The sequence below is a fragment of the Rhodopila sp. genome, from assembly GCF_965277165.1.
In the GTDB taxonomy this organism is placed as follows: Bacteria; Pseudomonadota; Alphaproteobacteria; order Acetobacterales; family Acetobacteraceae; genus Rhodopila.
The window spans coordinates 2,991,873-3,017,113 of record NZ_CBDICE010000006.1 but is presented as its reverse complement, the minus strand read 5'-3'; the positions used below and the strand labels follow the sequence as shown (position 1 = coordinate 3,017,113).

At 64.1% G+C, this 25,241-nt stretch carries 22 protein-coding genes; 8 read left to right on the top strand and 14 right to left on the bottom strand.

What is annotated here, in order from left to right; genetic code table 11:
• Positions 1-11: 11 nt before the first annotated feature.
• The 5 genes from ACQY4Y_RS25975 to gltX form a co-directional block, all read right to left on the bottom strand.
• A complete protein-coding gene (locus ACQY4Y_RS25975; protein ID WP_428493449.1) occupies positions 12-788 on the bottom strand; it encodes an amino acid ABC transporter ATP-binding protein in 777 nt (258 codons plus the stop codon).
• The gene (locus ACQY4Y_RS25970; RefSeq protein ID WP_428493448.1) at positions 785-1,435 is read right to left on the bottom strand and encodes an amino acid ABC transporter permease; all 651 of its coding nucleotides are present in this window, start codon (positions 1,433-1,435) and stop codon (positions 785-787) included. Before ACQY4Y_RS25970 ends, ACQY4Y_RS25975 begins: the two co-directional genes overlap by 4 nt.
• Positions 1,436-1,447: 12 nt before the next feature.
• On the bottom strand, positions 1,448-2,284 hold the full coding sequence (locus ACQY4Y_RS25965; protein ID WP_428493447.1) for a transporter substrate-binding domain-containing protein: 837 nt from the start codon (positions 2,282-2,284) through the stop codon (positions 1,448-1,450).
• A gap of 204 nt (positions 2,285-2,488) precedes the next feature.
• Positions 2,489-2,962: a hypothetical protein gene (locus ACQY4Y_RS25960; protein ID WP_428493446.1), complete on the bottom strand. Its 474-nt coding sequence runs from the start codon at positions 2,960-2,962 to the stop codon at positions 2,489-2,491.
• A gap of 344 nt (positions 2,963-3,306) precedes the next feature.
• Positions 3,307-4,704 carry a glutamate--tRNA ligase gene (gltX, locus tag ACQY4Y_RS25955; RefSeq protein WP_428493445.1) on the bottom strand — a complete coding sequence of 466 codons (1,398 nt, stop codon included), beginning with the start codon at positions 4,702-4,704 and terminating at the stop codon, positions 3,307-3,309.
• 106 nt (positions 4,705-4,810) lie between these two features.
• Between gltX and ACQY4Y_RS25950 the strand changes: the two genes are divergently transcribed.
• Positions 4,811-7,132 (top strand): ComEC/Rec2 family competence protein, encoded by a 2,322-nt coding sequence (locus ACQY4Y_RS25950; RefSeq protein ID WP_428493444.1) that lies wholly within the window; start codon positions 4,811-4,813, stop codon positions 7,130-7,132.
• A gap of 520 nt (positions 7,133-7,652) precedes the next feature.
• Complete coding sequence (locus ACQY4Y_RS25945; protein ID WP_428493443.1) at positions 7,653-7,937, top strand: hypothetical protein; 285 nt, start codon at positions 7,653-7,655, stop codon at positions 7,935-7,937.
• 19 nt (positions 7,938-7,956) lie between these two features.
• Here ACQY4Y_RS25945 and ACQY4Y_RS25940 read toward each other — a convergent pair whose 3' ends face one another.
• On the bottom strand, positions 7,957-9,633 hold the full coding sequence (locus ACQY4Y_RS25940; RefSeq protein WP_428493442.1) for a tannase/feruloyl esterase family alpha/beta hydrolase: 1,677 nt from the start codon (positions 9,631-9,633) through the stop codon (positions 7,957-7,959).
• 256 nt (positions 9,634-9,889) lie between these two features.
• Between ACQY4Y_RS25940 and ACQY4Y_RS25935 the strand changes: the two genes are divergently transcribed.
• Positions 9,890-10,231, top strand: a complete 342-nt coding sequence (locus tag ACQY4Y_RS25935; RefSeq protein ID WP_428493718.1) for a HepT-like ribonuclease domain-containing protein — start codon at positions 9,890-9,892, stop codon at positions 10,229-10,231.
• On the opposite strand, the gene ACQY4Y_RS25930 is transcribed toward ACQY4Y_RS25935, so the two are convergent.
• The 3 genes from ACQY4Y_RS25930 to groES form a co-directional block, all read right to left on the bottom strand.
• Positions 10,223-11,035: a methyltransferase domain-containing protein gene (locus ACQY4Y_RS25930; protein WP_428493441.1), complete on the bottom strand. Its 813-nt coding sequence runs from the start codon at positions 11,033-11,035 to the stop codon at positions 10,223-10,225. The two genes, ACQY4Y_RS25935 and ACQY4Y_RS25930, sit on opposite strands and share 9 nt — an antisense overlap.
• 262 nt (positions 11,036-11,297) lie before the next feature.
• Positions 11,298-12,956: a chaperonin GroEL gene (gene groL / locus ACQY4Y_RS25925; RefSeq protein WP_428493440.1), complete on the bottom strand. Its 1,659-nt coding sequence runs from the start codon at positions 12,954-12,956 to the stop codon at positions 11,298-11,300.
• 49 nt (positions 12,957-13,005) lie between these two features.
• A complete protein-coding gene (gene groES / locus ACQY4Y_RS25920) occupies positions 13,006-13,320 on the bottom strand; it encodes a co-chaperone GroES (RefSeq protein ID WP_428493439.1) in 315 nt (104 codons plus the stop codon).
• A gap of 309 nt (positions 13,321-13,629) precedes the next feature.
• Here groES and ACQY4Y_RS25915 point away from each other — a divergent pair, with 309 nt between their 5' ends.
• The 3 genes from ACQY4Y_RS25915 (at position 13,630) to tldD (ending at position 16,722) form a co-directional block, all read left to right on the top strand.
• Positions 13,630-13,890, top strand: a complete 261-nt coding sequence (locus ACQY4Y_RS25915) for an usg protein (RefSeq protein WP_428493438.1) — start codon at positions 13,630-13,632, stop codon at positions 13,888-13,890.
• A 276-nt stretch (positions 13,891-14,166) separates the two neighbouring features.
• Positions 14,167-15,231, top strand: coding sequence for a COX15/CtaA family protein (locus ACQY4Y_RS25910; protein WP_428493717.1), 1,065 nt, complete (start codon positions 14,167-14,169; stop codon positions 15,229-15,231).
• 51 nt (positions 15,232-15,282) lie between these two features.
• A complete protein-coding gene (gene tldD / locus ACQY4Y_RS25905; RefSeq protein WP_428493437.1) occupies positions 15,283-16,722 on the top strand; it encodes a metalloprotease TldD in 1,440 nt (479 codons plus the stop codon).
• Between the two features lie 237 nt (positions 16,723-16,959).
• Here the strand turns inward: tldD and ACQY4Y_RS25900 are convergent, their stop codons facing one another.
• Positions 16,960-18,507 (bottom strand): hypothetical protein, encoded by a 1,548-nt coding sequence (locus ACQY4Y_RS25900; protein ID WP_428493436.1) that lies wholly within the window; start codon positions 18,505-18,507, stop codon positions 16,960-16,962.
• A gap of 108 nt (positions 18,508-18,615) precedes the next feature.
• Here ACQY4Y_RS25900 and ACQY4Y_RS25895 point away from each other — a divergent pair, with 108 nt between their 5' ends.
• Together ACQY4Y_RS25895 and ACQY4Y_RS25890 are read left to right on the top strand one after the other, a co-directional pair.
• Positions 18,616-19,437 (top strand): DUF6065 family protein, encoded by an 822-nt coding sequence (locus tag ACQY4Y_RS25895; protein WP_428493435.1) that lies wholly within the window; start codon positions 18,616-18,618, stop codon positions 19,435-19,437.
• A 106-nt stretch (positions 19,438-19,543) separates the two neighbouring features.
• The gene (locus ACQY4Y_RS25890) at positions 19,544-20,272 is read left to right on the top strand and encodes an SGNH/GDSL hydrolase family protein (protein ID WP_428493434.1); all 729 of its coding nucleotides are present in this window, start codon (positions 19,544-19,546) and stop codon (positions 20,270-20,272) included.
• 34 nt (positions 20,273-20,306) lie between these two features.
• Here ACQY4Y_RS25890 and ACQY4Y_RS25885 read toward each other — a convergent pair whose 3' ends face one another.
• The 4 genes from ACQY4Y_RS25885 to ACQY4Y_RS25870 all read right to left on the bottom strand — a co-directional run bounded on the left by ACQY4Y_RS25885 (position 20,307) and on the right by ACQY4Y_RS25870 (position 25,236).
• Positions 20,307-21,527, bottom strand: coding sequence for an acyl-CoA dehydrogenase family protein (locus tag ACQY4Y_RS25885; RefSeq protein ID WP_428493433.1), 1,221 nt, complete (start codon positions 21,525-21,527; stop codon positions 20,307-20,309).
• A gap of 185 nt (positions 21,528-21,712) precedes the next feature.
• Positions 21,713-22,609, bottom strand: a complete 897-nt coding sequence (locus tag ACQY4Y_RS25880) for an FkbM family methyltransferase (protein ID WP_428493432.1) — start codon at positions 22,607-22,609, stop codon at positions 21,713-21,715.
• A gap of 260 nt (positions 22,610-22,869) precedes the next feature.
• Positions 22,870-23,856: a sterol desaturase family protein gene (locus ACQY4Y_RS25875; RefSeq protein ID WP_428493431.1), complete on the bottom strand. Its 987-nt coding sequence runs from the start codon at positions 23,854-23,856 to the stop codon at positions 22,870-22,872.
• Between the two features lie 30 nt (positions 23,857-23,886).
• Positions 23,887-25,236 carry a hypothetical protein gene (locus tag ACQY4Y_RS25870; RefSeq protein WP_428493430.1) on the bottom strand — a complete coding sequence of 450 codons (1,350 nt, stop codon included), beginning with the start codon at positions 25,234-25,236 and terminating at the stop codon, positions 23,887-23,889.
• Positions 25,237-25,241: the final 5 nt, after the last annotated feature.

Sequence of the window (25,241 nt, the reverse complement as noted above, 5' to 3'; positions counted from 1 at the left end):
TCCTTTCTGCCTCAGGCCGCCGTCATGACGTGGATCCGGCGAAGGAACTCGCGCGCCCGTTGGTGTTGCGGATCGCTGAAGAAAAGCTGCGGCGATGCGTCTTCCAGCACCCGCCCGCTATCCATGAACAGAACGCGCGACCCGACCTCACGCGCGAATTGCATTTCATGGGTAACAACCAGCATCGTCATGCCCTGCTCGGCGAGTGATCGGATCACCTCCAGCACTTCGCCGACCAGCTCGGGGTCCAGTGCCGACGTCGGCTCGTCGAACAGCATCAGCACCGGGCGCATCGCCATCGCCCGGGCGATCGCCACCCGCTGCTGCTGACCGCCAGACAACTGCGCCGGTCGTTTCGACATGTGATCGGACAGCCGAACCCTGGCGAGTTGCTCCGCGGCCAGGCCACGCGCATCGGCCGCCGTCATGCCCAGCACGCGCCGCGGCCCGATCGCCACGTTGTCGAGCGCGCTCAGGTGCGCAAACAGATTGAACCGCTGAAACACCATTCCGATGCGCTGGCGCTTGCGGGCGGTGATCGCGGGCGAGTCGGGTACCGCTTTGCCGCCGCGCATTTCCCCCGCCATATCAACGCCATCCAGCACCACCCGGCCCTCGCTCGGGCTCTCGATTCTGTTAATGCATCGCAACAGCGTCGATTTCCCGGCCCCGCTCGGCCCAACCACCATCACGATCTCGCCCGGCGCCATCCGCAGGTCGACCCGGTCGACCACCGGAACATCGCCGAACACCTTCGACAGCCCATGGATCTGCAGCAGCGCGGTCATGCCAGCCGCCTCTCGACGTATTCCGAACCCCACGACAACACCGAAATGATCACCAGGTAGTAAACCGCCAGTGCGGCGTACAACTCGAACGGCACGAACCTTTCGGCGATGATCAACTGCGCCGAACGGGTCAGTTCGGTGACCGAAATCACAGACAGCAGCGACGAACTCTTGACCAGTGTAATCAGTTCGTTGGTCAGCGGCGGCGTGACCCGGCGCAGCGATTGCGGCAACAGGATGAACAGGATCGATTGCCGGTCGGTCATGCCGATCGACAGCGCCGCCTCGGTCTGTCCGGAATCGATCGACTGCAGCCCGGCCCGCATGATTTCCGCGATAAAGCCGGCCGAGTTGAATGCCAGCGCCACCACCCCACTCCAGAAAGACGAAAGCTCGAACCCGATGCGCGGCAATGCAAAGTAGACCAGAAAGATCTGCACCAGCGCCGGCGTTCCCCGCACGAAATAAACATACGCCCGGATCAGCGCCTTCGGCAGCCGCATGTTCGACGCGCTGACCAGCCCCATGATCAGCCCGACCAGGCACGCCAGCGCCATCGCGCAGACCGAAATCTCTAGCGTGACGACCGTGCCCCGCAGCATGTAAGGCACAGCGTACCAGATCACACCCCAATCGAACGCGCCCATGGCGGCGCGCTCTCAGGGCAAGACTTCGGGTACCGTGTTCGGCGTCTGCATCGTGCCGCCGAACCACTTTTCCTGCAGTTTGCCGAGCGTCCCGTCCTGCTTCATCGCCGCCAGTTGGCTGTTGACGAAATCCCGCAAAGCGGTGTCGTCCTTGCGAAACGCCATGCCGAAATACGCGGTGATATCGGAAATACCCGAGATCATCTTGAACTTGCCCGGCGCGTCACGCATCACCACCATCATCGTGGAGCGTGAATTCACCACCGCATCGGTCCGTTTGTTCAATAGATCCTGGTAGGCCTCAGGGTAGTGGTCGTATTGCTTCACGCTGGCATACCCAGGCTTGCCCGCCGCCTTCAGCTTGGCTTCAAATACTTTGATAATGCCTGCCGCCGCGCTGCCAAGCTGCACGCCAATGATCTTGCCGGACAAATCATCGGCGGTTTTGATGCGGTCCTCATCGGCGCGCAGCAGGATCATGTTGCTGGCGTCCGCGTAAGGCATCGAGAACAGCACCTTCTCAGCCCGTTCCTTGGTGATCGTCATGGCGGAGATGATGCAGTCGAACTTCTTGGCGTATAGGGCAGGGATGATGCCGCTCCAGGCGGTGTCGATGAATTGCGCCTTGGCGCCGATTTTCGGCACCATCAGGTCAGCGATGTCGGGGTCGTAGCCGATGATCTTGCCGTCCTTGAAGAACTCGTAAGGCACGTAGGCCGCTTCGGTGCCTATGGTCAGGGTCCCGCGCTTCTTGACCTCGTCCAGCGTATCGGCGCGCGCCACCCGCTGACCGGACACACCGAGAAGGGCTGCGGCGCCGGCGCCGGTCAGGACGGATCGTCTGATCATGAAGCACCCTCGCTTTCTGCTTGGCCCTAGAAGGCAAGCAACGCGCGTGCCAAAGGTGCGAAACGCCGCACCAAACCCTCACAGCGGGCGCTTCACCAACACCCAGTCGAAGAATCGGGCCGCAGAGGCGCGGAACTCTGCTCGATTTCGTGCCACGCCGACTTCCCCCACGGCGCCGGCCCAAGCCGCGACCAGGCGCGAACGCTAACTGCCGATCGCGCCGAACTGGTCGACGATCGTCGGCATCTGACTGCCGCCGACGCCCCAGCCACCGGCGGCAAGTGCCAGGAGATTCAGCTCCCGCTGGCCGACGATCAGGTCCACGTCGCCGCCGCAATTGCGCGGATCATCGCTTGTGCGCGGCCCTGCCCAGTGTATCCGAAAGTCATCGCCATCGCCAAAAAGCTGCGCGTCCACCACCAGACTGCCACCGGAACGGCGCAGCACACCGACGTCCAGGATACAGTCGGCGCGGCCCCGCCGGTGCGCGACCAGGCGGGTGTCGTCGCCCGACGCCATCGCCGCCGACGGCGCGAACGCCACGATGTCCCCAACCCGCGGCGCCGCAAATGCAAGCGCCACCACCGCATTCACCGCCACGGCGACCGCCAGCAGGCAGCCCGTCGCGGCCAACGCCGGCTGCATCGCGCGGATGGCGTTTTGATCGTGCCTGGGCATGCGCCGCTCCTTCTCAACAGCCTGCCCGTAACGCAAATGTCCTGATAAACCGTTAACGCCGCGCGACCCTCAGCTCGTAACCCGCTTTGAGCATGATCGCGCCGGGCGGAACGTGCGTGGTCCGAAGGACGCGCTATTCACGCGAGGCGCGTGAATCATGCAACAATACAAAGAGCTAGTGTGCTGCCCCAGAAGTTCGCCGCACTATGCGGCAGACGGATGGGATCAGCAGGCCCCTGAAAACAAAGAGCGAGTGTCGCGAGGCTGATGTTCGCCCGATATGGCGAACTTCGGACTCGGGACACTAGACGATCTTCAGCCTGCACAGTCATGCCGAAGATCGTCTAGTGCGACACCGCATCAATCCTGGCGAGCGATTCCGCCCGACCCAGCGCGGCCAGCGTCGCGTCGATGCCAGGGCTGACCGTGCTGCCGGTCAGCGCCGCGCGCAGCGGTTGCGCCACTTCGCCAAGCTTCAGTCCGCTGCGTTCGGCGAACCCGCGCAACGCGAGATCCAGCGCGGCCGCCGAGAAATCCGTCTGCTCCAGCGCCACACCCAGCGCACCCAGCATCTGCCGCGCCTCCGGGCTCAGCGCGGCGGCCGCCTTGGGCTGCATCGGCAGCGGCACGGCGCGCGCCAGGAACGCCGCGGCATCCGCAAGCTCCACCAGCGTCTTCGCCCGTTCCTTCAGCGCCGGCATCAGCGCCCGGATCCGCGCCGCCGCTTCGCCGGCCAGGGCCATCTCGGGCTGCCGATCCAGCAGCCGCACCACCACCTCGGTCAGCCGGTCGTCGTCGGCTTGGCGGATGTAGATACCGTTCAGGTTGGTCAGCTTGGCGTAGTCCATGCGCGACGGGCCCCGGTTGACATCGACGATATCGAACAGCCGGATCGCCTCCTCCCGGCTCAATACCTCTAGGTCGCCATGCGACCAGCCTAGCCGCAGCAGATAGTTGCACAGCGCCTCCGGCAGGAACCCCTGTTCGCGAAACTCCAGCGCGAACTGTGCGCCATGCCGCTTCGAAAGTTTCGCCCCGTCGGCGCCATGGATCAGCGGAATATGGGCGAATCGAGGCAGCTCCCAACCCATCGCCCGATACACCTGAATCTGACGGAACGTGTTCGTCAGGTGGTCGTCACCGCGGATCACGTGGCTGATCGCCATGTCATGGTCGTCCACCACCACCGAGTGGTTGTATATCGGCGACCCGTCGCTGCGCAGGATGATCATGTCGTCCAGCTCGACGTTGGCGACCCGAACCGGACCCTGCACCAGGTCGTCCAGCACGGTTTCGCCGTCGCGCTCGCTTTTCAGCCGGATCACCGGATCAACGCCGGCCGGCGCCTCCGAGCGATCACGCTCGCGCCAACGGCCATCGTAGCGCCAGACCCGTTTCTCGGCGCGCGCCTGCTCACGCTCCCGGTTCAGTTCCTCCGGCGTACAATAGCAGTAGTAGGCTCTGCCTGCCGCCAGAAGCTGACGCGCCACCTCCGCATGGCGGGCTGTGCGGGTGGACTGGAACACGGTCTGCCCGTCACGCGCCAGGTCCAGCCAGTCCAGGCTTTCGATGATGCCCTGGGTGGCCGCCTCGGTGCTGCGCTCGCGGTCGGTGTCCTCGATCCGCAGCAGGAATTCGCCGCCGTGATGGCGGCTGTAGAGGTAGTTGAACAGCGCGGTCCGCACCCCGCCGATATGCAGCGGGCCGGTCGGACTGGGGGCGAAGCGGGTGCGCACGGTCATCGGCACGATCTATGAGCGTGCCGGGTGCAACGTTCAAGGCGCGCTGTGACCACAACGGCACACCCGTTCACTCTTTGTAGACGGTTGCCTGCGTAGGCTGCCTCGCATGACCCCGATCGCCGCCGCCCCGATCGCCGCCGCTAAAGCCGCGCTGGACTCCTGGCTCGATGCCGAGCGGGACAGGCTGGCGGTATGGCTGCCGGTGTTCATGGGTGTCGGCGTGCTGACCTACTACGCCCTGCGGTTCGAACCAGCGCCTTGGCTGGGCGCCGCCTTTGCCGCCCCGACCCTGGCCATCGCGGTCGCCTTGCCCGGCTTGCGCTGGGCATTCGGCCCGATCGCCGCGGTCGCCATCGGATTCACCGCCGGCCAGCTCGCCACCGCCCGCGCGCCACCGATCGAGGCCGATCTGCCGACCCATGCCACCATCGTCACCGGCACGATCCAGGCAGTCGAGGCGCTGCCGCTGGGACGCCGGATCACCATCCAGCCGGCCTGGCTGGACGGCGCCGCCGAACCGCTGCGGCGATCGGTGCGGTTGCGGCTGCAAAACAAAGACGACGGCGACCTCGGCACCGGGGACACCGTGCGGATCCGCGCGCTGGTACGCCCGCCCTCACCGCCGTCCTACCCCGGCGCCTGGGATCTGCAGCGCGACGCGTTCTATGCCGGTCTGGGCGCGTCGGGTTATGCCCTGGGCAAGGCTGAGCGCACCGCGCAATCCGTCCCCTCCGGACCGATGCGATTCGTCCAGCGACTGCGCGAGATCATCCGCGCCCGCGTGGTCGCGGTCATTCCCGGCGCCGCCGGGGCGGTTTCGGTCACCTTGCTGACCGGGGCCTCGATGGCAATCCCCGAGGCCGATCATGCGGCGTTTCGCGATTCCGGGCTGGCCCATCTGCTCGCGGTCGCCGGATTGCATATCGGCATCGTCATGGGGTTCGCCCTGGCGCTGTCCCGCTTCGGCCTGGCGCTCAGCGAGCGGGCAAGCCTGTTCTGGCCGACCAAGCAACTGGCGGCCTTGTGCGCCCTGGCGGCTGGCGCGGCCTACATGGTGCTGACCGGCATGCACCTGCCGATCATCCGCAGCTTCGTCATGGCCTGCCTGTTCACCGTCGCGCTGATGGCCAATCGCCGGCCGTTCTCGCTGCGCGGGCTGGGCCTGGCGGCGGCGGTGCTGATGCTGATCTCGCCGCAGCAGGTGCCGAATGTTTCGTTCCAAATGAGCTTTTCCGCCGTCCTGGCGCTGATCGCCGGCTACGAGGCGCTGCGGCCTTGGCTGCGGCGTCTGCACGGGCACGACTGGCGCCGCCGCCTCGGGTCCCATCTGGTCGCCCTGGCGCTGACCAGCGCACTGGCCGGGACCGCCTCGGCGCCCTACGGCGCCTACCATTTTGGCCACGTTCAGGTGTACTTCGTGCTGGCCAACATGATCGCCGTGCCGCTGACCGCGATGTGGGTGATGCCGGCCGGGCTGATCGCGCTGCTGCTGATGCCGCTGCATCTGGAGGCAATCGCCCTGCTGCCGATGGGCTGGGGCGCCCAGGCCATTCTGTGGGTCGCTCGGGCGACCGCGGCGCTGCCAGCGGCGACGATCCAGGTGCCGCACATCCCGGCCTGGGGATTGGGCCTCTTCTCGATCGGGCTGGCCTGGCTGGGGCTTTGGCAAACCCGTCGCCGTCTGGCCGGTGTGGTCGTGATGGCCGCGGGTTTGGCCTCGCCGCTGCTGGACCGCCCGCCCGACCTGCTGATTTCCAGCGACGCACGCCTGATCGCGGTGCGCACGCCGCAAGGCGCCTTCCTGCAGCAGACCCAGGGCGGCTCCAAGTTCACCCGAGATGCCTGGGAACAGTATTGGGGCATCGGGTCGTTTCAACCGATCCCGGGCGCCCCCGCGCCCAAGCCACGATCCCGGCGGTCCAGCCGGTCCCGCACGGCGGACGCCGCCACGACCGCCCCACCGACGCCGACTACGGCGGACGTTGCCACGACCGCCCCACCGACGCCGACTCAGGTCGCCGACGGCGCCATCGTGCAGTGCGAACCCGGCGCCTGCCTGCTGCGCCCCTATCTGGACCGGCCCGGTGTGCTGCTGGCACAAGGTGCCGACCACCCGACATTCTGCGGCCAATCCTCGGTTATTGTGTCCGCTGAACCAGCCAGGGGCCTGTGCCCGCGTCCATGGCCCGGTCTGGTGGACCGCTTCACCGTATGGCGCTACGGCAGCGCCGCGATCTGGCTGAACCACGCCGGCGCCCGCGTCCTGACCGACCGGACCGAGCGGGGCGACCGCCCCTGGGTGCCGCCACCGCCGCAGCCGCGGAAAGCGGCGGCGCCAGTGCTGCCGCCGGCGGTGGTGGATCGGGCCGACCCGCCCGGCGCGAACGGGATTGTGTCGGCGGAGGCGGTCAGTGGCGAGCCGCCGTGAGCGGTGCGGCGAAATGCGTCCGTCGGTGATGGCGAACCGGCGATGATAGCCGGAAGGAGAAGCGGGCCATATTCTTTGAAAGCTTGTGCAGCGTTGGAAAACCGGCGCGAAGAAGGCTATCCTTCATCGGTACTTGAAGACGCGGGACATCGACTATAGCGACCAGTACGTTCGATGCTGTCCGCTTGCGGCTTGCGGCAAAAGAGGCGGAACTTTGACGCCGCGGTTTATGCCATCTCGCAGTGTTCGGTTCTGTCGCTCGTGGCGAGGACAGCGACGTGGACCTTGCGGTCGAGGTGCGGACTTGCCGGGGCCGCCGCACGACGCGCAAAATCCTCACCCTTGCAGGACAGACAGCACGAGGGGATTGGAAGGTCCAGGGACCCCTCGCGCGCTTGGTGTGGGATTTACCAGGGCCGTCCGCAATTGTTCCTTTATATTTAAAATAGCGTGAATTGCTTCACAGCCTAACAGTTATCCACGTGGCAGTTTCCTTTGTGAACGAAAAGGAGACCGCAACATGTCGACTTTACCTACCAAATTAGCGTTCGTCATGGCTTTCGTTGCCTTTTGTGTGCTTGCCGGTGAGGCCCGGGCCGTGACCGTGCTCACCACCACACAGCAGGACGTAAAAGCACAGTGCGTTGGAAAGACCAGCTGCATGACAGGATGCGGCAGTACTCTGTGCGACTACGTTTGCGATGATCCAAAAAAGCAATGCACGGTCGCTGTCTTCATAAAACGCACCCCTGGAACGAAGCCGCTGGGAGGCGCCGACGCGGCCAAGGCAGAAACCGGCGAGTGAACAAGTCAGCTTCGGTTACTTACTGGCCAAGTTCCGGCGACTGCTGCGGTCCCTCCACGCAAGTGAAGCTTGCCGCGTTGGTCTGATCGCCCGTACCGGAATAGTGCCCCGTCATCGGGTAGGGGCAGAGCGTACGCGAAAAGGCGACACCCTGCGCGGGGGTGTCGTTGACGTATTTTGTCGCGACGATCTCCTGCGGCGCGACGTCCTTCTCCACCCACTGCTCGAGTGCGGTCAGGATGTCGTGTTGCGCATCCTCAACGGGGACGGGCAGTTGGGCAGGCTGTCCAAAGACATACGGCCCTGGTCCGCCGGTGCAATGACCCATGCCGGGCACCATAAACAGGCGGTAGTACTTATAGAGGCGTTCGAACCCGGCTTGGGAGACCGGGGTCGCGATCGCATCCGTCCTTTGCTCCAGGGTGTTTCCCGCCCGGCCCATGGCGACGCGGGTATAGTAGTTTGTGCTCGAGCCTGAAGCGATCGTGGTGTCCGCCCAGCCGTGATACTGGATCAACTTGCCCCCGTTCCCCGCGAAGCGTGAGAGGTTCGATTTCACCGCCCCGACTACCCCGTGGTCCTGCTGTTCGGCCAAAGTAAGGTCGGTCGTGTAGTTCAAGGTGAGGTAATCCCAGTTCGGATCGCCGAGGACGAAGTATTGGAAGTAGCTTTGGGCGATCGCAAACCCGCCGGGCGTGCCGGTCGGCGTTATTGAGCCCCACAGCGTCTCGCTGCCCGGCTCGAAGCCGGGAAACAGCGACTCGCCCGTGCGCCCGTCAGTCGGCCCCTTGTAGATGGCAAGCACCGTCTGGATCTGCTGGGCTGTGAGGCAACCCGTGCTTTGGCCGGCGGCGCATTGCAGGACGGATGGATCGAAATGGCAGAGCCGCGGGTTGGCGACGAATCCTGGATCCTGCACCCCGTCCGTGGCACCGCATTGGGCGAGCACGGCCTGGTTGATCACCGCATAGTCCGCTGGCGGAATCGTGCTGGCGGGATTGGCTTCGTTGGCCTGCACCACGTAAATCTGATCAGCGTTCAGACTAACCCAGTCATTGGCTGGATCGCCGGCGAGAATGCCGTTGTAGTCGTACGGGAACATCTGCGCTTCCTTCAGCGCCTGCCGCCCTCCCGACGAGCATCCGGCGAAATACGCATAGTCCTGCGGCTTCCCGTAATACGCCTGGACGACCTGTTTGCCGGTTACGGTCATGAGGTGGGTCGCGCGGTAACCAAAATCCACAAAGCTCTGCGGCCGGCCGACGATAAAGCTGGCATCGGCGGTGGCGCCTATGTGTCCCTGATCAGAGTTGGCGGCGGCGTCCCCGCGCGCCACGGCAGCGGCAAGCTCCGATATGGAGATCGTGCCTTGGAAGCCGCCGTTGCCGGTGCCCTGGAACCTGCCGTCCCAGGCATCAAGAGGTGGTAGCCAGACCTCCATTTGGATCGTCGAGCCGTCGACTGGCGTGAGCGTTATATGCACGCGGCAGAAGTCGACGGGTGCGGTGACGGTCGTTGTTGCGGATGTAACGGTGGTAATGGTGGCACCGGCAGTGACCTGCGTTGCGGCAGTGATGCTGGTGTTGGGGATCGAAAGATTTGTCAGCTCGCTGCAACTACTTTGTGCATGAGCCGACGGGGCAGTAAGGGCAACGGCGGCCGCAATCGCGGACGCGCTGCTGAACAGCGAAATCATGGTGCGTTTCTCCCCATAACGCAGTCTGGACCTTTTGCGCAGTCCTCATGTCAAGTAGCTAATCAAAACTTAACTTAGTCGTCATGTCACGTTGGTGTGACGCTCCTCTCGGTCTGGCTGAAACGCCGAGTTGATGTCCATCCGTGGCGGCCTGATTGCCTTTGAGGCCGGCTTTGGAAGGGGATTTTGAAGTCCATACGCAACACCACGGAAAGGTAATTACTCAAGCCCGCAGACCGTCCACCAAGACGGGTCAATCTCAGACGAGTGGGTTCAGGACACCCTTTCGGCTATAGCGGATATTCAGGCTGACACAGCCGGTCACCTGGGCTTTATGACGTTCTCCGCAAAGCCAGCGATCGTTCGATCGGTCCGATATTCCATCGCAATCATGGGAGAGGCCGCAAGGAGCATCAGTCCGGCTTTCAAGGCTGAGAATTCAGATGTTCCTTGGCGCGCAATGGCGGGCATCCGCAACAAAATCGTCCTCGAGCACTCGCGAACCAATACCCGTCGCGTCTGGGACGTCGTGACTAACGATATCGACGACTTGGAGAAAGCCCTTCGTAAAAGTTATCTAAAGCCTCTCCTATGTTGAGGTAGTCACCGTTCCTCTAACGAAATAGAGTGTTGTGTAACTGCTGGTGTCAGGCCGGTCGCTGAAATGCAGGAATGCTGCGACAAACGCATCCGCCTCATGCTCGCCGCCCATGATCCGCACGATATGAGGACGTGCCGCTGTGAATTGCTCTACCCAGTTCGACCGACGTTCCTGGTCAATCTGGCCCACCACCGTGAACACTCGGTCAGGTTCGAAGTGAACGGCGATATCCTTTAGGCCAGCCTGCAAGAAAAAGGCCACCATTTTGCGCCCAGCAAAGGGGTCGGCCAAGCCCGAGATCACCCGTTCCAAATCACTCTGGAGCCCCGGGTCTTCCGGCCAATGCGTCACGGCGAAACCGTCGAAGTTACAGCATACCACCGAACCACCAGGTTTCGTAACTCGCCGAAATTCGGCAACCGCAAGCGCCGGATCTTTCGTCCATTGTAAAACATATTTGGACCAGACTAGATCGAAGGACGCATCTGGGAACGGCAACTGAAAGACGTCGCCCTGCTCAAAGCTCAAATTGCCTAGCTGTTCCGATTGGGCACGCGTTCGAGCATAAGCCAAGTAGTCTCGGCTCAGGTCGATGCCAACCACCCGGGCACCGGGATGCTTCGCGGCAAGCAAACGCGCCATTGAACCAGATCCGCAGCCGGCATCAAGGATGCTGCTGGGCGGTGCTAGGCCTGCGAAAAACGTAAGGTGTCCTTTGAGGTCCGCTAGTGCCGCCTGACGCTCCAGGCGGTCGCACTCACTGTCACTATGGATTGCGTAGGGCCGAGACTGGTCGCTCACGTCGGTTCACCGAGATGTCGCGTATTGTTGCGTTAGGCTGGAGATAACAGCGCGGTCCCGTCAACCCATCAAATAACTGGCCGAGGCCACAAGAAAGGCGGTGTACCATGCATGACCCTATACTGTCATCTCTTTCGAAAACCCGAAATTCCTGGATTTTCGGACCTTTCCAAAAGCCCATCCAAAACCAACCCCCCACACAAAAAAGGGGGTGGACCCGACGGCCCGCCCCCTTCGCTATGCACAGCAGAAACGATCCGGATCAGAAATCCATATCGCCCATACCGCCCATGCCACCCATTCCGCCACCACCGCCCGGCGGCATCGCCGGACCCTTCTTCTCCGGCTTCTCAGCCACCATCGCCTCGGTCGTCACCAGCAGGCCAGCCACTGACGCGGCATCCTGCAACGCGGTGCGCACCACCTTGGTCGGGTCGATGATGCCGGCCTTCACCAGATCCTTGAACTCGCCGGTCTGCGCGTCGAAGCCGAAATTGTACTCATCCTTCTCCAGCGTCTTGCCGGCGATCACCGCGCCGTCCTCGCCGGCGTTTTCGGCAATCTGGCGCAGCGGAGTCTGGATCGCCTTGCGCACGATCTCGATCCCGAAGCGCTGGTCGTCATTGTCGGCCTTGATCTTGCCCAGCACCAGCGACGCCCGAGCCAGCGCAACCCCGCCACCCGGAACGATGCCTTCCTCAACCGCCGCCCGCGTCGCATGCAGGCTGTCGTCAACCCGGTCCTTGCGCTCCTTCACCTCGACCTCGGTGCTGCCGCCGACGCGGATCACCGCCACGCCGCCGGCCAGCTTCGCCAGCCGCTCCTGCAGCTTCTCACGGTCGTAGTCCGAGGTGGTCTCCTCGATCTGCGCTCGGATCTGCGCGCAACGGCCCTGGATGTCGTTCTTCTTGCCGCCACCCTCGACAATCGTGGTGTTTTCCTTCTCGATCAGGATCTTCTTGGCCTTGCCAAGATCGGCCAGCTTCACGTTTTCCAGCTTGATGCCAAGATCTTCGCTGATCACCGTGCCGCCGGTCAGGATCGCGATGTCCTCCAGCATCGCCTTGCGGCGATCACCGAAGCCCGGCGCCTTCACCGCCGCGACCTTCAACCCGCCGCGCAGCTTGTTCACCACCAGCGTCGCCAGCGCCTCGCCCTCGACGTCCTCAGCGATGATCACCATCGGACGGCCAGACTGCACGATGCTCTCCAGCAGCGGCAGCATCGGCTGCAAGCCCGACAGCTTCTTTTCATGGATCAGGATATACGGCTGATCCATGTCGGCGATCATCTTCTCCGCATTGGTAATAAAGTACGGAGACACATAACCGCGGTCGAACTGCATCCCCTCGACCACATCCAACTCGGTCTGGATGCCCTTGGCCTCCTCGACGGTGATGACGCCCTCGTTGCCGACCTTCTGCATCGCTTCCGAGATCATCTTGCCGATATCGGCCTCGCCGTTGGCCGATATCGTGCCGACCTGCGCGGTCTCCGCCGGCGTGGTGATCTTGCGGGTGCGCTTCTTCAGCTCCTCGACCACCGCGGCGACCGCCTTGTCGATGCCGCGCTTCAGGTCCATCGGGTTCATCCCGGCGGCCACCGCCTTCGACCCCTCGCGCACGATCGACTGCGCCAGCACCGTCGCGGTGGTGGTGCCGTCACCGGCGATGTCGTTGGTCTTCGACGCCACCTCGCGCACCATCTGCGCGCCCATGTTCTCGAACTTGTCGGCAAGTTCGATCTCCTTGGCGACGGTCACGCCGTCCTTGGTGATCCGTGGAGCGCCAAAGCTCTTGTCCAGCACCACGTTGCGACCCTTCGGGCCCAGCGTCACCTTGACCGCGTCGGCCAGGATATCGACGCCACGCAGCATGCGCTGACGGGCCTCGCTGCCGAAGCGAACGTCCTTTGCAGCCATTGTTGATATTCCCTTATTCTATCTGTCTTCGATGTGCGCAGACGCCGGATCAGGCGGCCTTACGCTTGCCGGCGGTCTCGGTGATGATGCCCATGATGTCGGACTCCTTCATGATCAGAAGTTCCTCACCATCCAGCTTCACCTCGGTGCCGGACCACTTGCCGAACAGGATCTTGTCGCCGGCCTTGACGTCGAGAGCCACCAGTTGGCCGGCTTCGTTGCGCGCGCCGGGGCCGACCGCGATGATCTCGCCTTCCATCGGCTTTTCCTTTGCGGTGTCGGGGATGATGATGCCACCGGCGGTCTTTTCCTCGGCGGTCAGACGCCGGACCACGACCCGGTCATGCAGGGGACGGAAACTCATTTTATGACGCTCCTGAGTTCGTTCTCGATCAGTGATTGAACGGATCGCCACAACCGAACCGCGGCCTCCGATTTGGCGCCGCGCTGATTGTTAGCACTCCCAGGTTGGGAGTGCCAGCGATCTAGCCCCAGCCGGCCCGCGAGTCAAGCTCTAGCAGCACTCTCACGTATAGAGTGCTAAGCTGTTGAATTTGCTGTGTTTCCAGTTGCATATTCCGCCGCCGTTGAGACATCATCGGATGATCCGCCCGGCTGCGTCAGGTTCCGACCATCGCCGGCGACAGCGCGCTTGGTAGGAAAGCTGAAAAACATGACCCTTGTTCGGCAGTTGCAAGACTATCGCCTGACCACGGCGGAAATCCTCTACCATTTGCCGGACCACCCGAACCTGCTGCAGACCTTCATCTGGCAGGACCTCGACATCGCGCCGCGCTATCCGGTGCTGCACAAATTCCTCGATTTCTGGCAACGCGAGATCGAGGGCAGCCTGCATTCCGTCCGGGTGGCATCCGCCAGCCTGGTCAAGCCGCCCAGCGTGGCGCACGCCAACGCTCTGCTGCGCCTGCATTAGCGACCACGATCAGGCGCCGCGCCGGGATGGTCGCCCCGGCCACCCGCCCAGGCCGACCATTCGGCCTTCGCCACCGATAAAGTCGCCGCTTGACCAAGCCGGTCTGGACCAGGCATGACAAAACCACCCCAAGCGCTTTTGTAACCGCCCGGTCCACCCTATAGAAGGTGGATGCCCTTCGACGTGCACGATTACCCTCACGCCTCGCGTAACGATCGAGCCGCCACGCGAAACAGCCGCCGTCTGGTCGCCATCTGGTTGTTCACCGTCGCCGGAATGATCATGATCATGATCGTGCTCGGAGGCGTCACCCGACTGACCGGTTCCGGCCTCTCGATCATGGAATGGGCCCCGCTGATGGGGGCGCTGCCGCCGACCAGCAACGCGGAGTGGCACCGCCTGTTCGCACTATACCAGAAAATCCCGCAATATGCCCTGGTCAACCAGGGCTTCGGCCTCGCCGGTTTCAAACAGATCTTCTGGCTCGAGTGGACCCATCGCCTGTGGGGCCGGCTGATCGGCGTCGTGTTCCTGCTGCCAATGCTCTGGCTCTGGATCACCGCGCGGATCGAGCGTCGCCTGATCCCCCGATTTTGCCTGCTGTTCGTGCTCGGCGGACTGCAAGGGGCGGTCGGATGGTTCATGGTAGCATCCGGCTTCCTGCCCGACTCGACCGCGGTCTCGCCCGGCCGCCTGGTGGTCCATCTGGCACTCGCCCTTATCCTTTACGCGACAATTCTCTGGACCGGACTTTCCGCACTGCATCCATGGAGCGATCGCACGGCGGCGCCGCCTTGGCTGAAGCTGCTCGCGTCCACCTCCCTGGGGCTGCTGACCCTGACCATCGTGGCGGGCGGATTTACCGCCGGCTTGCACGCCGGGCTGACCTACAACACCTTCCCGCTGATGGATGGACACCTGGTGCCGCAAGGATACGCGGCACTGCATCCGCTGCTGCGCAACCTGACCCAGAACATCGCTGCGGTACAGTTCGATCACCGCCTGCTGGCCACCCTGACCCTGATCCTGGTCACCACCACGGCAGTTGCCTGCTGGCGCGCCAGGCTGCCGCGAAAGCTCTGCGCCTGCCTGGCGGCCGCGGTGATCGCCCAGTATCTCCTCGGTGTCACCACGCTGCTGTTGGCGGTGCCGGTTCCGGTCGCGGCACTGCACCAGCTTGGCGCCGTCGTGCTGCTGACCGTGCTGCTGATCGTGGTCCACCGACTGCGCCACGCCCCGCGCCGCCACATCGAACTCCCGCAAGCCGCCAACCTGCCTGGCGCCGACCGGCCGCGTGAACGCATGGCAAACCGGAACCGAGCCGCCCGCCCTGGTGGTTGAAACCGGCCCGACATACCATCTCTCATGCATAGGTTTTGAAGGATCGCCCCCATGACCGCCATCGCCGCCACCGACAAGCTGTTCTTCCAGCGTGCCGACGCCGCCCTGGACCAGGCCGCCGCCGCTCAGATCGTCGACCAGGCGTTGCGCGGCAGCGACGACGGCGAACTGTTCCTCGAATACCGCGAAAGCGAATCGATCAGCCTCGATGACGGCAACATCCGCTCGGCCAACTTCGACTCCGGTCTGGGATTCGGCCTGCGCGCGGTCGCCGGCGAGGCCACCGGCTATGCCCATTCCGGCGAAATCTCCGAAGCCGCGCTGCGTCGAGCCGCGGCGACCGTCTCGGCGGTCACCGCCGGCCATTCCGGGATTTCCGCCGACCCGCCGCGGGCAACCAACTCCCGGCTCTATTCGGATGCCAGTCCGTTGCGGCTGATGGACTTCTCGGCCCGCACCTCATTGCTGGGTGAAATCGATGCCTACGCACGCGGCAAGGATCCGCGGGTCAAGCAGGTGATGGCCTCGATCAGCGGTGAGTGGCAGGCGGTGCAGATCATGCGCCCCGATGGCACCCGGGTCGCCGACCTGCGTCCGCTGGTGCGGCTCAACGTCTCCTTGGTGGTGGAGCAGGACGGCCGGCGGGAAACCGGCAGCCACGGCACCGGAGGGCGCTTCGCCTACGACTTCGTCACCCAGGAAAGCACCTGGCGCGGCGCGGTGGACGAGGCGTTGCGCCAGGCGCTGGTCAATCTCGACAGCCGCCCCGCACCGGCCGGGGAGATGCCCGTGGTGCTGGGCCCCGGCTGGCCCGGCATCCTGCTGCACGAGGCCATCGGGCATGGCCTCGAAGGCGACTTCAACCGCAAGAAAACCTCGGCGTTCGCCGACCTGATGGGCAAGCGAATCGCCTCTCCCGGCGTGACCGTGGTCGATGACGGCACCATGCCGGATCGACGCGGCAGCCTCACGGTGGACGACGAGGGCACGCCAACGTCTCGCACGGTACTGATCGAGGACGGCTATCTGGTCGGATACCTGCAGGATCGGTTGAACGCGCGGCTGATGGGCATGCCCGCGACCGGCAACGGCCGGCGCCAGTCCCATGCCTATTCGCCGATGCCGCGCATGACCAACACCATCATGCTCGGCGGGTCGCACGCGCCGGACGAGATGGTCGCCTCGGTCAAGCGTGGCCTCTACGCGGTCAATTTCGGCGGTGGGCAGGTCGATATCACGTCGGGGAAATTCGTCTTCTCGGCCAGCGAGGCCTACATGATCGAGGATGGCAAGGTCACCGCGCCGGTCAAAGGCGCCACGCTGATCGGCAACGGACCAGATTCCCTGACCAAGGTGCAGATGATCGGCAACGACATGGCACTCGATCCGGGAATCGGGACCTGCGGCAAAAGCGGGCAGGGGGTCCCGGTGGGTGTCGGCCAGCCGACACTAAAAATTTCTGGCCTGACGATCGGGGGCACCGCCGCCTGAATTAACGCTCTTCAATCCCGTCATTTCTGCGACTCGGCCGCTATTTCAGCGGCCGATTTCGTTTTCACGCCATAAACCGATATGCCCGCCGGCGAACCCATTTCATTAATGGATTCAACCACTCCTGGGGCACAAATCCAAGAATATAACCGCTCGATCCGGGCGGTCAGCGACGCGACGCTCGTAACCCCCACCAGTTTATATTCGTTATTTACGCCATGCACTGACGATTTGACGTTAAGATAACGTCAAAAAAACGATAATAAATTCTCGTTCTGCGAAAAAGTTTCCATCAACGGATCGCAAACGGCTCGCCCAGCGGTCCAACGGTTCCAGAGACTTTCGCAGAAGGATCACCGCAATGTCCGCTTTCACCTCCTCCTCCACCCTGATTTCCGATACCTCCAAGGTCCGGATCGGCGGCTTTGCACCAACCCTTCCCACCACCGATGCCTCAAAAGTCCGTCTCGGCGGCTTCGCCCCGACCCTGGCCACCACCGATGCCTCGAAGGTTCGTCTCGGCGGCTTCGCCCCGACCCTTCCCACCACCGACGCCTCTAAGGTCCGTCTCGGCGGCTTCGCCCCGACCCTCGCCACCACCGACGCCTCGAAGGTCCGTCTCGGCGGCTTCGCCCCGACCCTGGCCACCACCGACGCCTCGAAGGTCCGTCTCGGCGGTTTCGCCCCGACCCTCGCCACCACCGACGCCTCAAAAGTCCGTCTCGGCGGCTTCGCCCCGGCCCTCGCCACGACCGACGCCTCGAAGGTCCGTGTCGGCGGCTTCGCCCCGACCCTGGCCACGACCGATGCCTCGAAGGTTCGTCTCGGCGGCTTCGCCCCGACCCTGGCCACCACCGATGCCTCGAAGGTCCGCCTCGGCGGCTTCGCCCCGACCCTGGCCACGACCGATGCCTCGAAGGTCCGCCTCGGCGGCTTCGCCCCGACCCTGGCCACCACCGACGCTTCGAAGGTCCGCCTCGGTGGCTTCGCCCCGACCCTGGCCGCGACCGACGCCGCGAAGGTCCGCCTCGGCGGCTTCGCCCCGACCCTCGCCACCACCGACGCTTCGAAGGTTCGTCTCGGCGGCTTGCCCCGACCCTGGCCACCACCGACGCTTCGAAGGTCCGTCTCGGCGGCTTCGCCCCGACCCTGGCCACCACCGACGCTTCGAAGGTCCGTCTCGGCGGCTTCGCCCCGACCCTGGCCACCACCGACGCCGCGAAGGTTCGTCTCGGCGGCTTCGCCCCGGCCCTCGCCACGACCGACGCCTCGAAGGTCCGTCTCGGCGGCTTCGCCCCGGCCCTCGCCACGACCGACGCCTCGAAGGTCCGTCTCGGCGGCTTCGCCCCGGCCCTCGCCACGACCGACGCCTCGAAGGTCCGTCTCGGCGGCTTCGCCCCGACGCTGGCCACCACCGACGCCTCGAAGGTCCGTCTCGGCGGCTTCGCCCCGGCCCTCGCCACGACCGACGCCTCGAAGGTCCGTCTCGGCGGCTTCGCCCCGACGCTGGCCACCACCGACGCCTCGAAGGTCCGTCTCGGCGGCTTCGCCCCGACGCTGGCCACCACCGACGCCTCGAAGGTCCGTCTCGGCGGCTTCGCCCCGACGCTGGCCACCACCGACGCCTCGAAGGTCCGTCTCGGCGGCTTCGCCCCGACGCTGGCCACCACCGACGCCTCGAAGGTCCGTCTCGGCGGCTTCGCCCCGGCCCTCGCCACGACCGACGCCTCGAAGGTCCGTCTCGGCGGCTTCGCCCCGGCCCTCGCCATTCCGCGCTGATCCCAAGCCGCGTCAAGCGACGGGCGACATCCGCCAAATTGGCCTACATTCGAACAGACCGACCCCGCCGGGCCGGTCTGTTCGTCCATTCGCAGACCCGAAGGATGTGCCGTTGTGAACAGCCCGACCCTGCCCAACGCCGCCGCCGACACCGCCGCCGCCGACAACGCCAAGTCTAAGCTGATCACCTTTCATCGGATGATCCCCACGGCCCGCATGCCGCAACGCGCCGACCGCTCGGCCGCCGGCTCGCTTCCCACCCGAGCCTTCCGCTACTGCGAGGCAGCCACCTCCGCCGCCGCCTTCGGCTACTACCTGTTCCCGCCGATCGGCTTCTCGCTGCAGTGGGACGGGCACGACATCATGTGGACATTCGAGGGCGCCGGCGACTGGTTCCCGCTCAATTCGGCGGTCCAATTCCCCGGCTTTCGCGACTATTTCGACACCATCGCCCCAGACGAGATCAGGGAGTTTTCCCCGCCGTTCCTCGGCGCCCTGCAGGAACCCGGCCTGATCCAGCTCTGGATGGGCCTCGTCGTGCGCACCGCCCCCGGCTGGAGTCTGCTGGTCCGCGCCCCGGCAAACCTGCCCCGCAGCGGCGGATGGGAACCGTTCGAGGGAATCGTCGAAACCGACCGCTGGTTCGGCCCGCTGATCACCAACCTGCGGCTGACCAAAACCAATGTCCCGATCGACTTCAAACCGGACTTCCCGCTGCTCCAGGTGCAGCCGATCCCACGTCACGTCTACGAGGATTCGACCCTCAACAACTACGAGATCGTGCCCGAACTCGCGCAACTCTCGCCCGAGGATTGGGACGACTACTACGACACCGTGGTTCGCCCGAACTCCCAGGTCGTGCGTCCCCGCGGCCAATACGCCGCCGCCGCCCGCAAGCGGCGCAACGCCGAGGATAACAAGTCCGCAAGGACCTGATCGCGCCGCGCTTCGTGTCCTCGACATCGGGGCGGCTTTCCGCCATCAATCGATAATGAAAAACTGCTGGATTGCCTTGATTCGGGCCCGCCGGACGCGGGTCACGATGCTCTGCTGCGCGCTCGGCCTGCTTCCCCCCATCGCCAGGGCCGCAACCACCTGTCCCGCCGACCCGGCGATGCAGCCGCTGCGCCTGCCGCACCTTCAGGCCGCGGTCGCGACCCGAACCGAGGGGCTGATCGTCGCCCTCGGCTCCTCCTCCACCGCCGGCGCAATGGCGTCCGACAGCGCACACACCTACCCGGCGGTGCTACAACTCGCGCTCACCAAAGCGCTTCCGACCGCCCATCTCGCCGTCATCAATCGCGGCATCGGCGGGCAGGACGCCCCTGAGGAGCTGGCCCGCCTCGACACCGATGCCATCGCGGTGCATCCGCAACTGGTCATCTGGCAGGTCGGTGCCAACGGCGCCATGCGCTACGCCGATCCGATCGAGTTCCATACCATGGTAAAGGAAGGCGTCACCCGTCTGATCAAGGCCGGGATCGACGTCGTGCTGATGGACAATCAGCGCTCGCCCAAACTGCTGGCGGCCACCGATCACATCATCCTCGAGGACTCGCTGGCGCATGTCGCCCAGGAAACCGGCGTAAACCTGTTCTCGCGCAGCCACCTGATGGATAGCTGGTCGGACGAAGGCGCCAAGCCCGGGGTGTTCACCGCGTCGGACGGCCTGCATCACAACGATCTCGGCTACCTCTGCGTCGGCCAGGCGTTGGCCCGCCAGATCGTCACCGCCATTCGCGCGCCAATGGCGGTGTCCGCCAGCCGCTGAGGCCGCCAATCAAAAACCTCGCTCCCCGCGCGCCCTACCGCAGCCGCGAACCGGGGTCCATTCCCAGCAAAACCCGGCCACCGATCGGATACCATTCCGGCGCGACCGTCACCGTCTGACCAACCACGTGCAGGTCGCGCCAGCATTCCGCCAGCCGGCTATCGCGCTTGAACGACGTACTGCCGCCGTGCCGATACACCAGGTCCATCGCCTCGCGCGCACTGTCGGCGGCATAGGTGGACGCCAGCCGACAGCGCGCCCGCTGCTCCAGCGTGGTCTGCCGCCCGGCCCCGATCGTATTCCACAGTTCGGCGATCATCGCGTTGCGCCAGGTCCGCCCGGCGTTCAGGATGGCATCGGCCCGCCCGACCGCGTCCTGCACCTGCGCACTGTCGCACAATCGTCCGGTCCGCCCACGCGGCGTCTTATCGGCGGCCAACTCGATCAGCGCCTCGATCCCGGCGCGCGCGAGGCCGGTGATCACCGCGCTGTGGTGTGGTCCGACCCAGGCCTGGGTCGGCAAGGCATAGGTCTGCCCCGGCCAACGCTCCCATTGATTGTCCAGCGGCACCCCGGCGTGAACCATCGTCCGCCGCTCCGGCAGGAACACCTCGTCCACCGTCCAGTCGAAGCTGCCGGTGCCGCGCAGCCCGGCCACGTTCCAGCTTCCCTCGACGACCTGCGCCTGCTGCCGTGGAAACACCCCGCGCCAGTGCAGGGCGGCGCCGTCCGGACGCCGCCGCGGTTCACCGGCGTCCAGGATCTGGAAGCTGCCCAGCATCCACGTGCTCTCCTGACACCCACTGCCGAAGCTCCAACGCCCGCTGACCCGGTAGCCCCCCTCGACGGGCACCGCCTGGCCGCCGCCCTGCACGGCGGTCCCGGCAATGACCGTCTCGACACCATCCGCGTAAATCTCGTGCACGCCCTCGTCGGGCAAACCCAGCGTAATCAGTTGGCCGATACTGTTGTTGGCGATGTTCCAGCCGACCGAGCCCACCGCTTCGGCCAGAACTTCGACAACGCGCAGGAATGTCAGCGGATCGACCTGCAGGCCACCCAGCGTCTGCGGGATCACCATGCGATAGAACCCGGCGGCGTGAAGTTGCTCGACCACCTCGGCGGGCATCCGCTGCTCGTGCTCGATCTGCTCACGATGGTCGCGCAACAACGGCCGCAGCGCCAACGCGGCCCGCACCAGCGGATCGGCGTCAACATCGACTGGTAGGCGTGTCGCTTCGGCTATCGTGTCCATCGCTTCCTCCCGCCGTCGTTTGGATACCAAGCCCTGATAAAGCGCCGTCGGCAACGCTATGGAAGGCCTCGCCTATCCCACTTGCTCCATCGCCCCGACGATATCGTCACGACAGCATGATCGCGCCGCGCCGATCGTTCAAGGCGCATCGCGGAAACCGCGCCAGCCGGCATCGAAACAACCGCTCAGCGGCGCTGGAAAAGAACGTCATAGGTTTTTGGTCGCGCCGGCAGGGAATCCACCGGGCGCATCCGCAGCTTCGATGAAAGCGCCGGGAAGTGCGGCAGGAACGCCCGATAGCCGGCGTTCGACATCATCCGGAAAATCCCTTCTGCCGACCCGCCGTTCTGGCGCAGCCATTCGTCGCACATCTCGACAATGAATGTCGTATTGGGACGGCCAATAAGGTTGGGCATGCCCGACAGCGCCATCATCTCCGCGCCCTCGACGTCGAGCTTGATTAGCACGTTGCCGTCGGGCAGATGGCCTTCCAGCACGTCGTCCACACGCCGCAACGGCACCACGGCCGGAGCATCCGCGACATCCGCCACGACATGGTTCGACCCATGGTGCAGGCCATTGGTGAAGCCGATTTCCCCGCTCTGGCTGCCGGCGGCGTAGGGATACAACGTCACGTTGGTGATGCCGTTATGGTCCAGCATATGGTGCAGTCGTTTCACCAGCTTGACATTGGGTTCAAACGAGAACACGTGCCCGCCGCTGCCGACGATGCGCGCCGCGCACAAAGTGACGAAGCCGACATTTGCCCCGACGTCGACGAAGCAACTGCCCGCGTCCAGCATGTCCTCCATCACCGCGTAGATCTCACCGGACCAGAATTCGCCGGTGTGAATCGTGTAGCGCTCCATCCAGTCCGAAGGCGTCAACTTCATTTCGTAGCCGTGTGGCTTGACCCGGGTCCATCGATCCGGCCGAGGCGCGTCCTCGCACCAATACGGATCGCCCAGCAGGTGCTTGTGGACGTGATGGTAAAGCCGAAAATGCCACCACGGCGGCAACTGCCGGGCAACATGAGCCAGGACATAGCCGCTGTTTTCAAGAAGCTTTCGGTTCGGTCTCAAAATGCTGATGCTCCAAGGCATGACAGGTTTGTCGAGGACCGAGATAGCCCAATGCAAACCGGCTCGCTGTGGTCGGCCATCATCATGCGGTTGATCTAATGCGGATCTCGCAGCCCAGTCAGTAAGCAGCCCAGTCAGTAAGCAGCCCAGTCAGTAAGCAGCCCAGTCAGTAAATGGCGACTCGGATTTAGTCGGGCAAGGCAGCCCGATCGACTTGACACGATCGGCGGTGTTTGACCAGACACCACCACCGCGACCGCTTAAGTCTTCGGCAACGGTTCAATGCCCAAGTCAAGTGAAGGTTCCGCCAGACTGGACCGCCGCTGCTTCGAGTGCGGCACCAGTCGTCTATACATTTTTATGAACGGCACGAAGTGCAGCTTCAAGACCGACCTGTACTCCACCGCCTCCTCGGGCTGAATGCCAAAATTCACCACGGCCTTCGGATCGCTGTAGCAGATCGTGCCGGCGCTGCGATCCCAGCAGGAAAACAGAAAGCCGAAATTCTTGTCCCAATGCTGGGTTTCGATGCTGTGGTGCAGGTGATGCTGCCGCGGGCTCATCAGATAACGCTCAAGCGGCCCGAAGCACAGGCCGATATGCGAATGACGCAGCATCGCGAACGACAGCGTGTCGATCAGCATGTAGGCGCCAAAGCCCAGCAGCGTGTTGGTCGAGATCGAGGTCGCGGTCAGGAACGCGGTCGCCCCCAGCAGCGGACCGACCGACAGGCCGGTCACGGCTTGCTGGATCACTTCCTCGATGATGTGGACCCGGTGATTGGTCAGCGGCGTCAGGAACTCGGCCGAGTGATGAACTTTATGAACATCCCATAGAACGCTGAACCGGTGCATCAGGCGATGCGATTCGAACCGCAGAAAGTCCTGCACCAGAACCGCCGCGATCATCAGACCCGCGAACAGCGCCACCGGCATCGCCGATTGTGGCCGCGACCCAAACGCCATCACCAGTAGCCCATACGTCATCACCGCGCACTTGGCCGAGGTGAGCAGCAACAGCGGCGCCGCCGTCAGCGGCCTTATCAATTGCTTCAGCAGGATGAAGCCGACATCCAGGTAGCACGACCGCTGGGTCACCAGTTCCTTGGGAAACAGGTAGCGAGCGAAGTCGGCCAGGCTTCCGCCGCCGCGCTGATGAAACGCGATGACACTGCCAACCGCCGACAGCACGAGGCTGAAGAAAGTCAGCGAGACGACCGCTGTCAGAATGCGCGATAGATCCGGCATCTTCCGAAACCGCCTGATTGGAACACTTGCTTAGGCATCACGAGCAATCGATCCGGGCCGCCAGGCCTGGAAACCTGAAACCAAGGGCCGTACTTCGTCACCGATGCAGACCAGGCAGGATGGGATCGCCACCGCGAAAGCCCAAAGACACCAGAAGTCAGCAACAACATACTTGAAGCCCGATACTGCACTTTCCGCAAGATAAACCAGCAACGCGTTCTCCGCCGCCTCGGCATACACGGCAAGGTTTGAACCATGCGTCCAGAATCTCTTGCGAGCATTCGCCGATGCAACGAACGTTGCCGCCACGGCGAAGACGAACGACGCGCTGCCGATAACACCGACATTGGCCAACATCTGGGTCAGAATGCTGTAGCTGAAGTCTGCCCCCCAGCCAAATCCGAACCAGGGTTGCCGGGCGAACAATTCCATCGCCGGCGCGAACGTCGTCGAGCGTTCGACATACGACCCGCCCGAGAACTTGCCGAACGTCATGTTGTACAGCGCGTCCCACGCCGTTGGCACCGAGGCTAGCCAGATCCCGCCGATCACCGCCACGATCCCGAACATCGTCACCGCGAACAGCGGTCGCCGCCGCGCCAGCAGCAGACCCAGCACACCAAGCCCGAAATACCCCGTGCTCGACGTCGAAAGCGCCACGGTCGCCATGGTCAGGACCACCGGAACGATCCACCGTGCCGTCCGGCGTATCGGATCGAGCGCAATCACCGTGGCCCCGAACGCCGCGAAAATCATCAGCGACGTCGCCATGAAAGAAGGCTCGGTCGCCACCGACGCAATCCGTACAACCCCCTCGGCGGCGCGCTGATCATACATGTCGGCGAAGTGGCTGGTGCTGTTGTTGAACAGAAACGCCGGATAGGTCATGCCCGCGTAGTAGCAAAACCCCTGGAATAGCCCCCAGACCGAGATGAACGTCGCACTGGCCCGCAGCGCGGCGATGCCAGCCTCCAGCCGTTCCAGCGTGCTGAACTCGATCGACAGAACCAGCGTCAGGCAAATACCAAACAATAGATACACCGTCTGGGTAAGCTGGATCGAAACCAGCCCATGTATTGCCCCGTTGAACATCGAGGAAATCACCACCAGCGCAGCGAACAACAGAATCAGAAACCCAACGATAAGGTGATCCCGGCTGACCTGCACCGGCGACAGCAGCCGCCCCGAGAGCACACCCGCCGCCATTAGAAACGACAACAGCACGACATCGGGCGCCATCCCGTAGTCGCCAAAATTGACCACCGCCGTCCCCGAAAACGACGCGAAGAAAACGATGCTCTGCAGCAGACGCAGGTTGGAGACCATGCTGAGCAAGAACCCCAGCCCAACGATCACTCCACCTACCAGCGTCAGTTCCACGTTCG

Coding starts and splice junctions, on each gene's coding strand:
- ACQY4Y_RS25960 (WP_428493446.1), bottom strand. CDS start 2,962: ATGCCCAGGCACGATCAAAACGCCATCCGCGCGATGCAGCCGGCGTTG.
- ACQY4Y_RS25945 (WP_428493443.1), top strand. CDS start 7,653: ATGTCGACTTTACCTACCAAATTAGCGTTCGTCATGGCTTTCGTTGCC.
- ACQY4Y_RS25910 (WP_428493717.1), top strand. CDS start 14,167: ATGATCATGATCATGATCGTGCTCGGAGGCGTCACCCGACTGACCGGT.
- ACQY4Y_RS25975 (WP_428493449.1), bottom strand. CDS start 788: ATGACCGCGCTGCTGCAGATCCATGGGCTGTCGAAGGTGTTCGGCGAT.
- gltX (WP_428493445.1), bottom strand. CDS start 4,704: ATGACCGTGCGCACCCGCTTCGCCCCCAGTCCGACCGGCCCGCTGCAT.
- groL (WP_428493440.1), bottom strand. CDS start 12,956: ATGGCTGCAAAGGACGTTCGCTTCGGCAGCGAGGCCCGTCAGCGCATG.
- ACQY4Y_RS25950 (WP_428493444.1), top strand. CDS start 4,811: ATGACCCCGATCGCCGCCGCCCCGATCGCCGCCGCTAAAGCCGCGCTG.
- ACQY4Y_RS25915 (WP_428493438.1), top strand. CDS start 13,630: ATGACCCTTGTTCGGCAGTTGCAAGACTATCGCCTGACCACGGCGGAA.
- groES (WP_428493439.1), bottom strand. CDS start 13,320: ATGAGTTTCCGTCCCCTGCATGACCGGGTCGTGGTCCGGCGTCTGACC.
- ACQY4Y_RS25885 (WP_428493433.1), bottom strand. CDS start 21,527: ATGGACACGATAGCCGAAGCGACACGCCTACCAGTCGATGTTGACGCC.
- tldD (WP_428493437.1), top strand. CDS start 15,283: ATGACCGCCATCGCCGCCACCGACAAGCTGTTCTTCCAGCGTGCCGAC.
- ACQY4Y_RS25965 (WP_428493447.1), bottom strand. CDS start 2,284: ATGATCAGACGATCCGTCCTGACCGGCGCCGGCGCCGCAGCCCTTCTC.
- ACQY4Y_RS25940 (WP_428493442.1), bottom strand. CDS start 9,633: ATGATTTCGCTGTTCAGCAGCGCGTCCGCGATTGCGGCCGCCGTTGCC.
- ACQY4Y_RS25890 (WP_428493434.1), top strand. CDS start 19,544: ATGCTCTGCTGCGCGCTCGGCCTGCTTCCCCCCATCGCCAGGGCCGCA.
- ACQY4Y_RS25875 (WP_428493431.1), bottom strand. CDS start 23,856: ATGCCGGATCTATCGCGCATTCTGACAGCGGTCGTCTCGCTGACTTTC.
- ACQY4Y_RS25970 (WP_428493448.1), bottom strand. CDS start 1,435: ATGGGCGCGTTCGATTGGGGTGTGATCTGGTACGCTGTGCCTTACATG.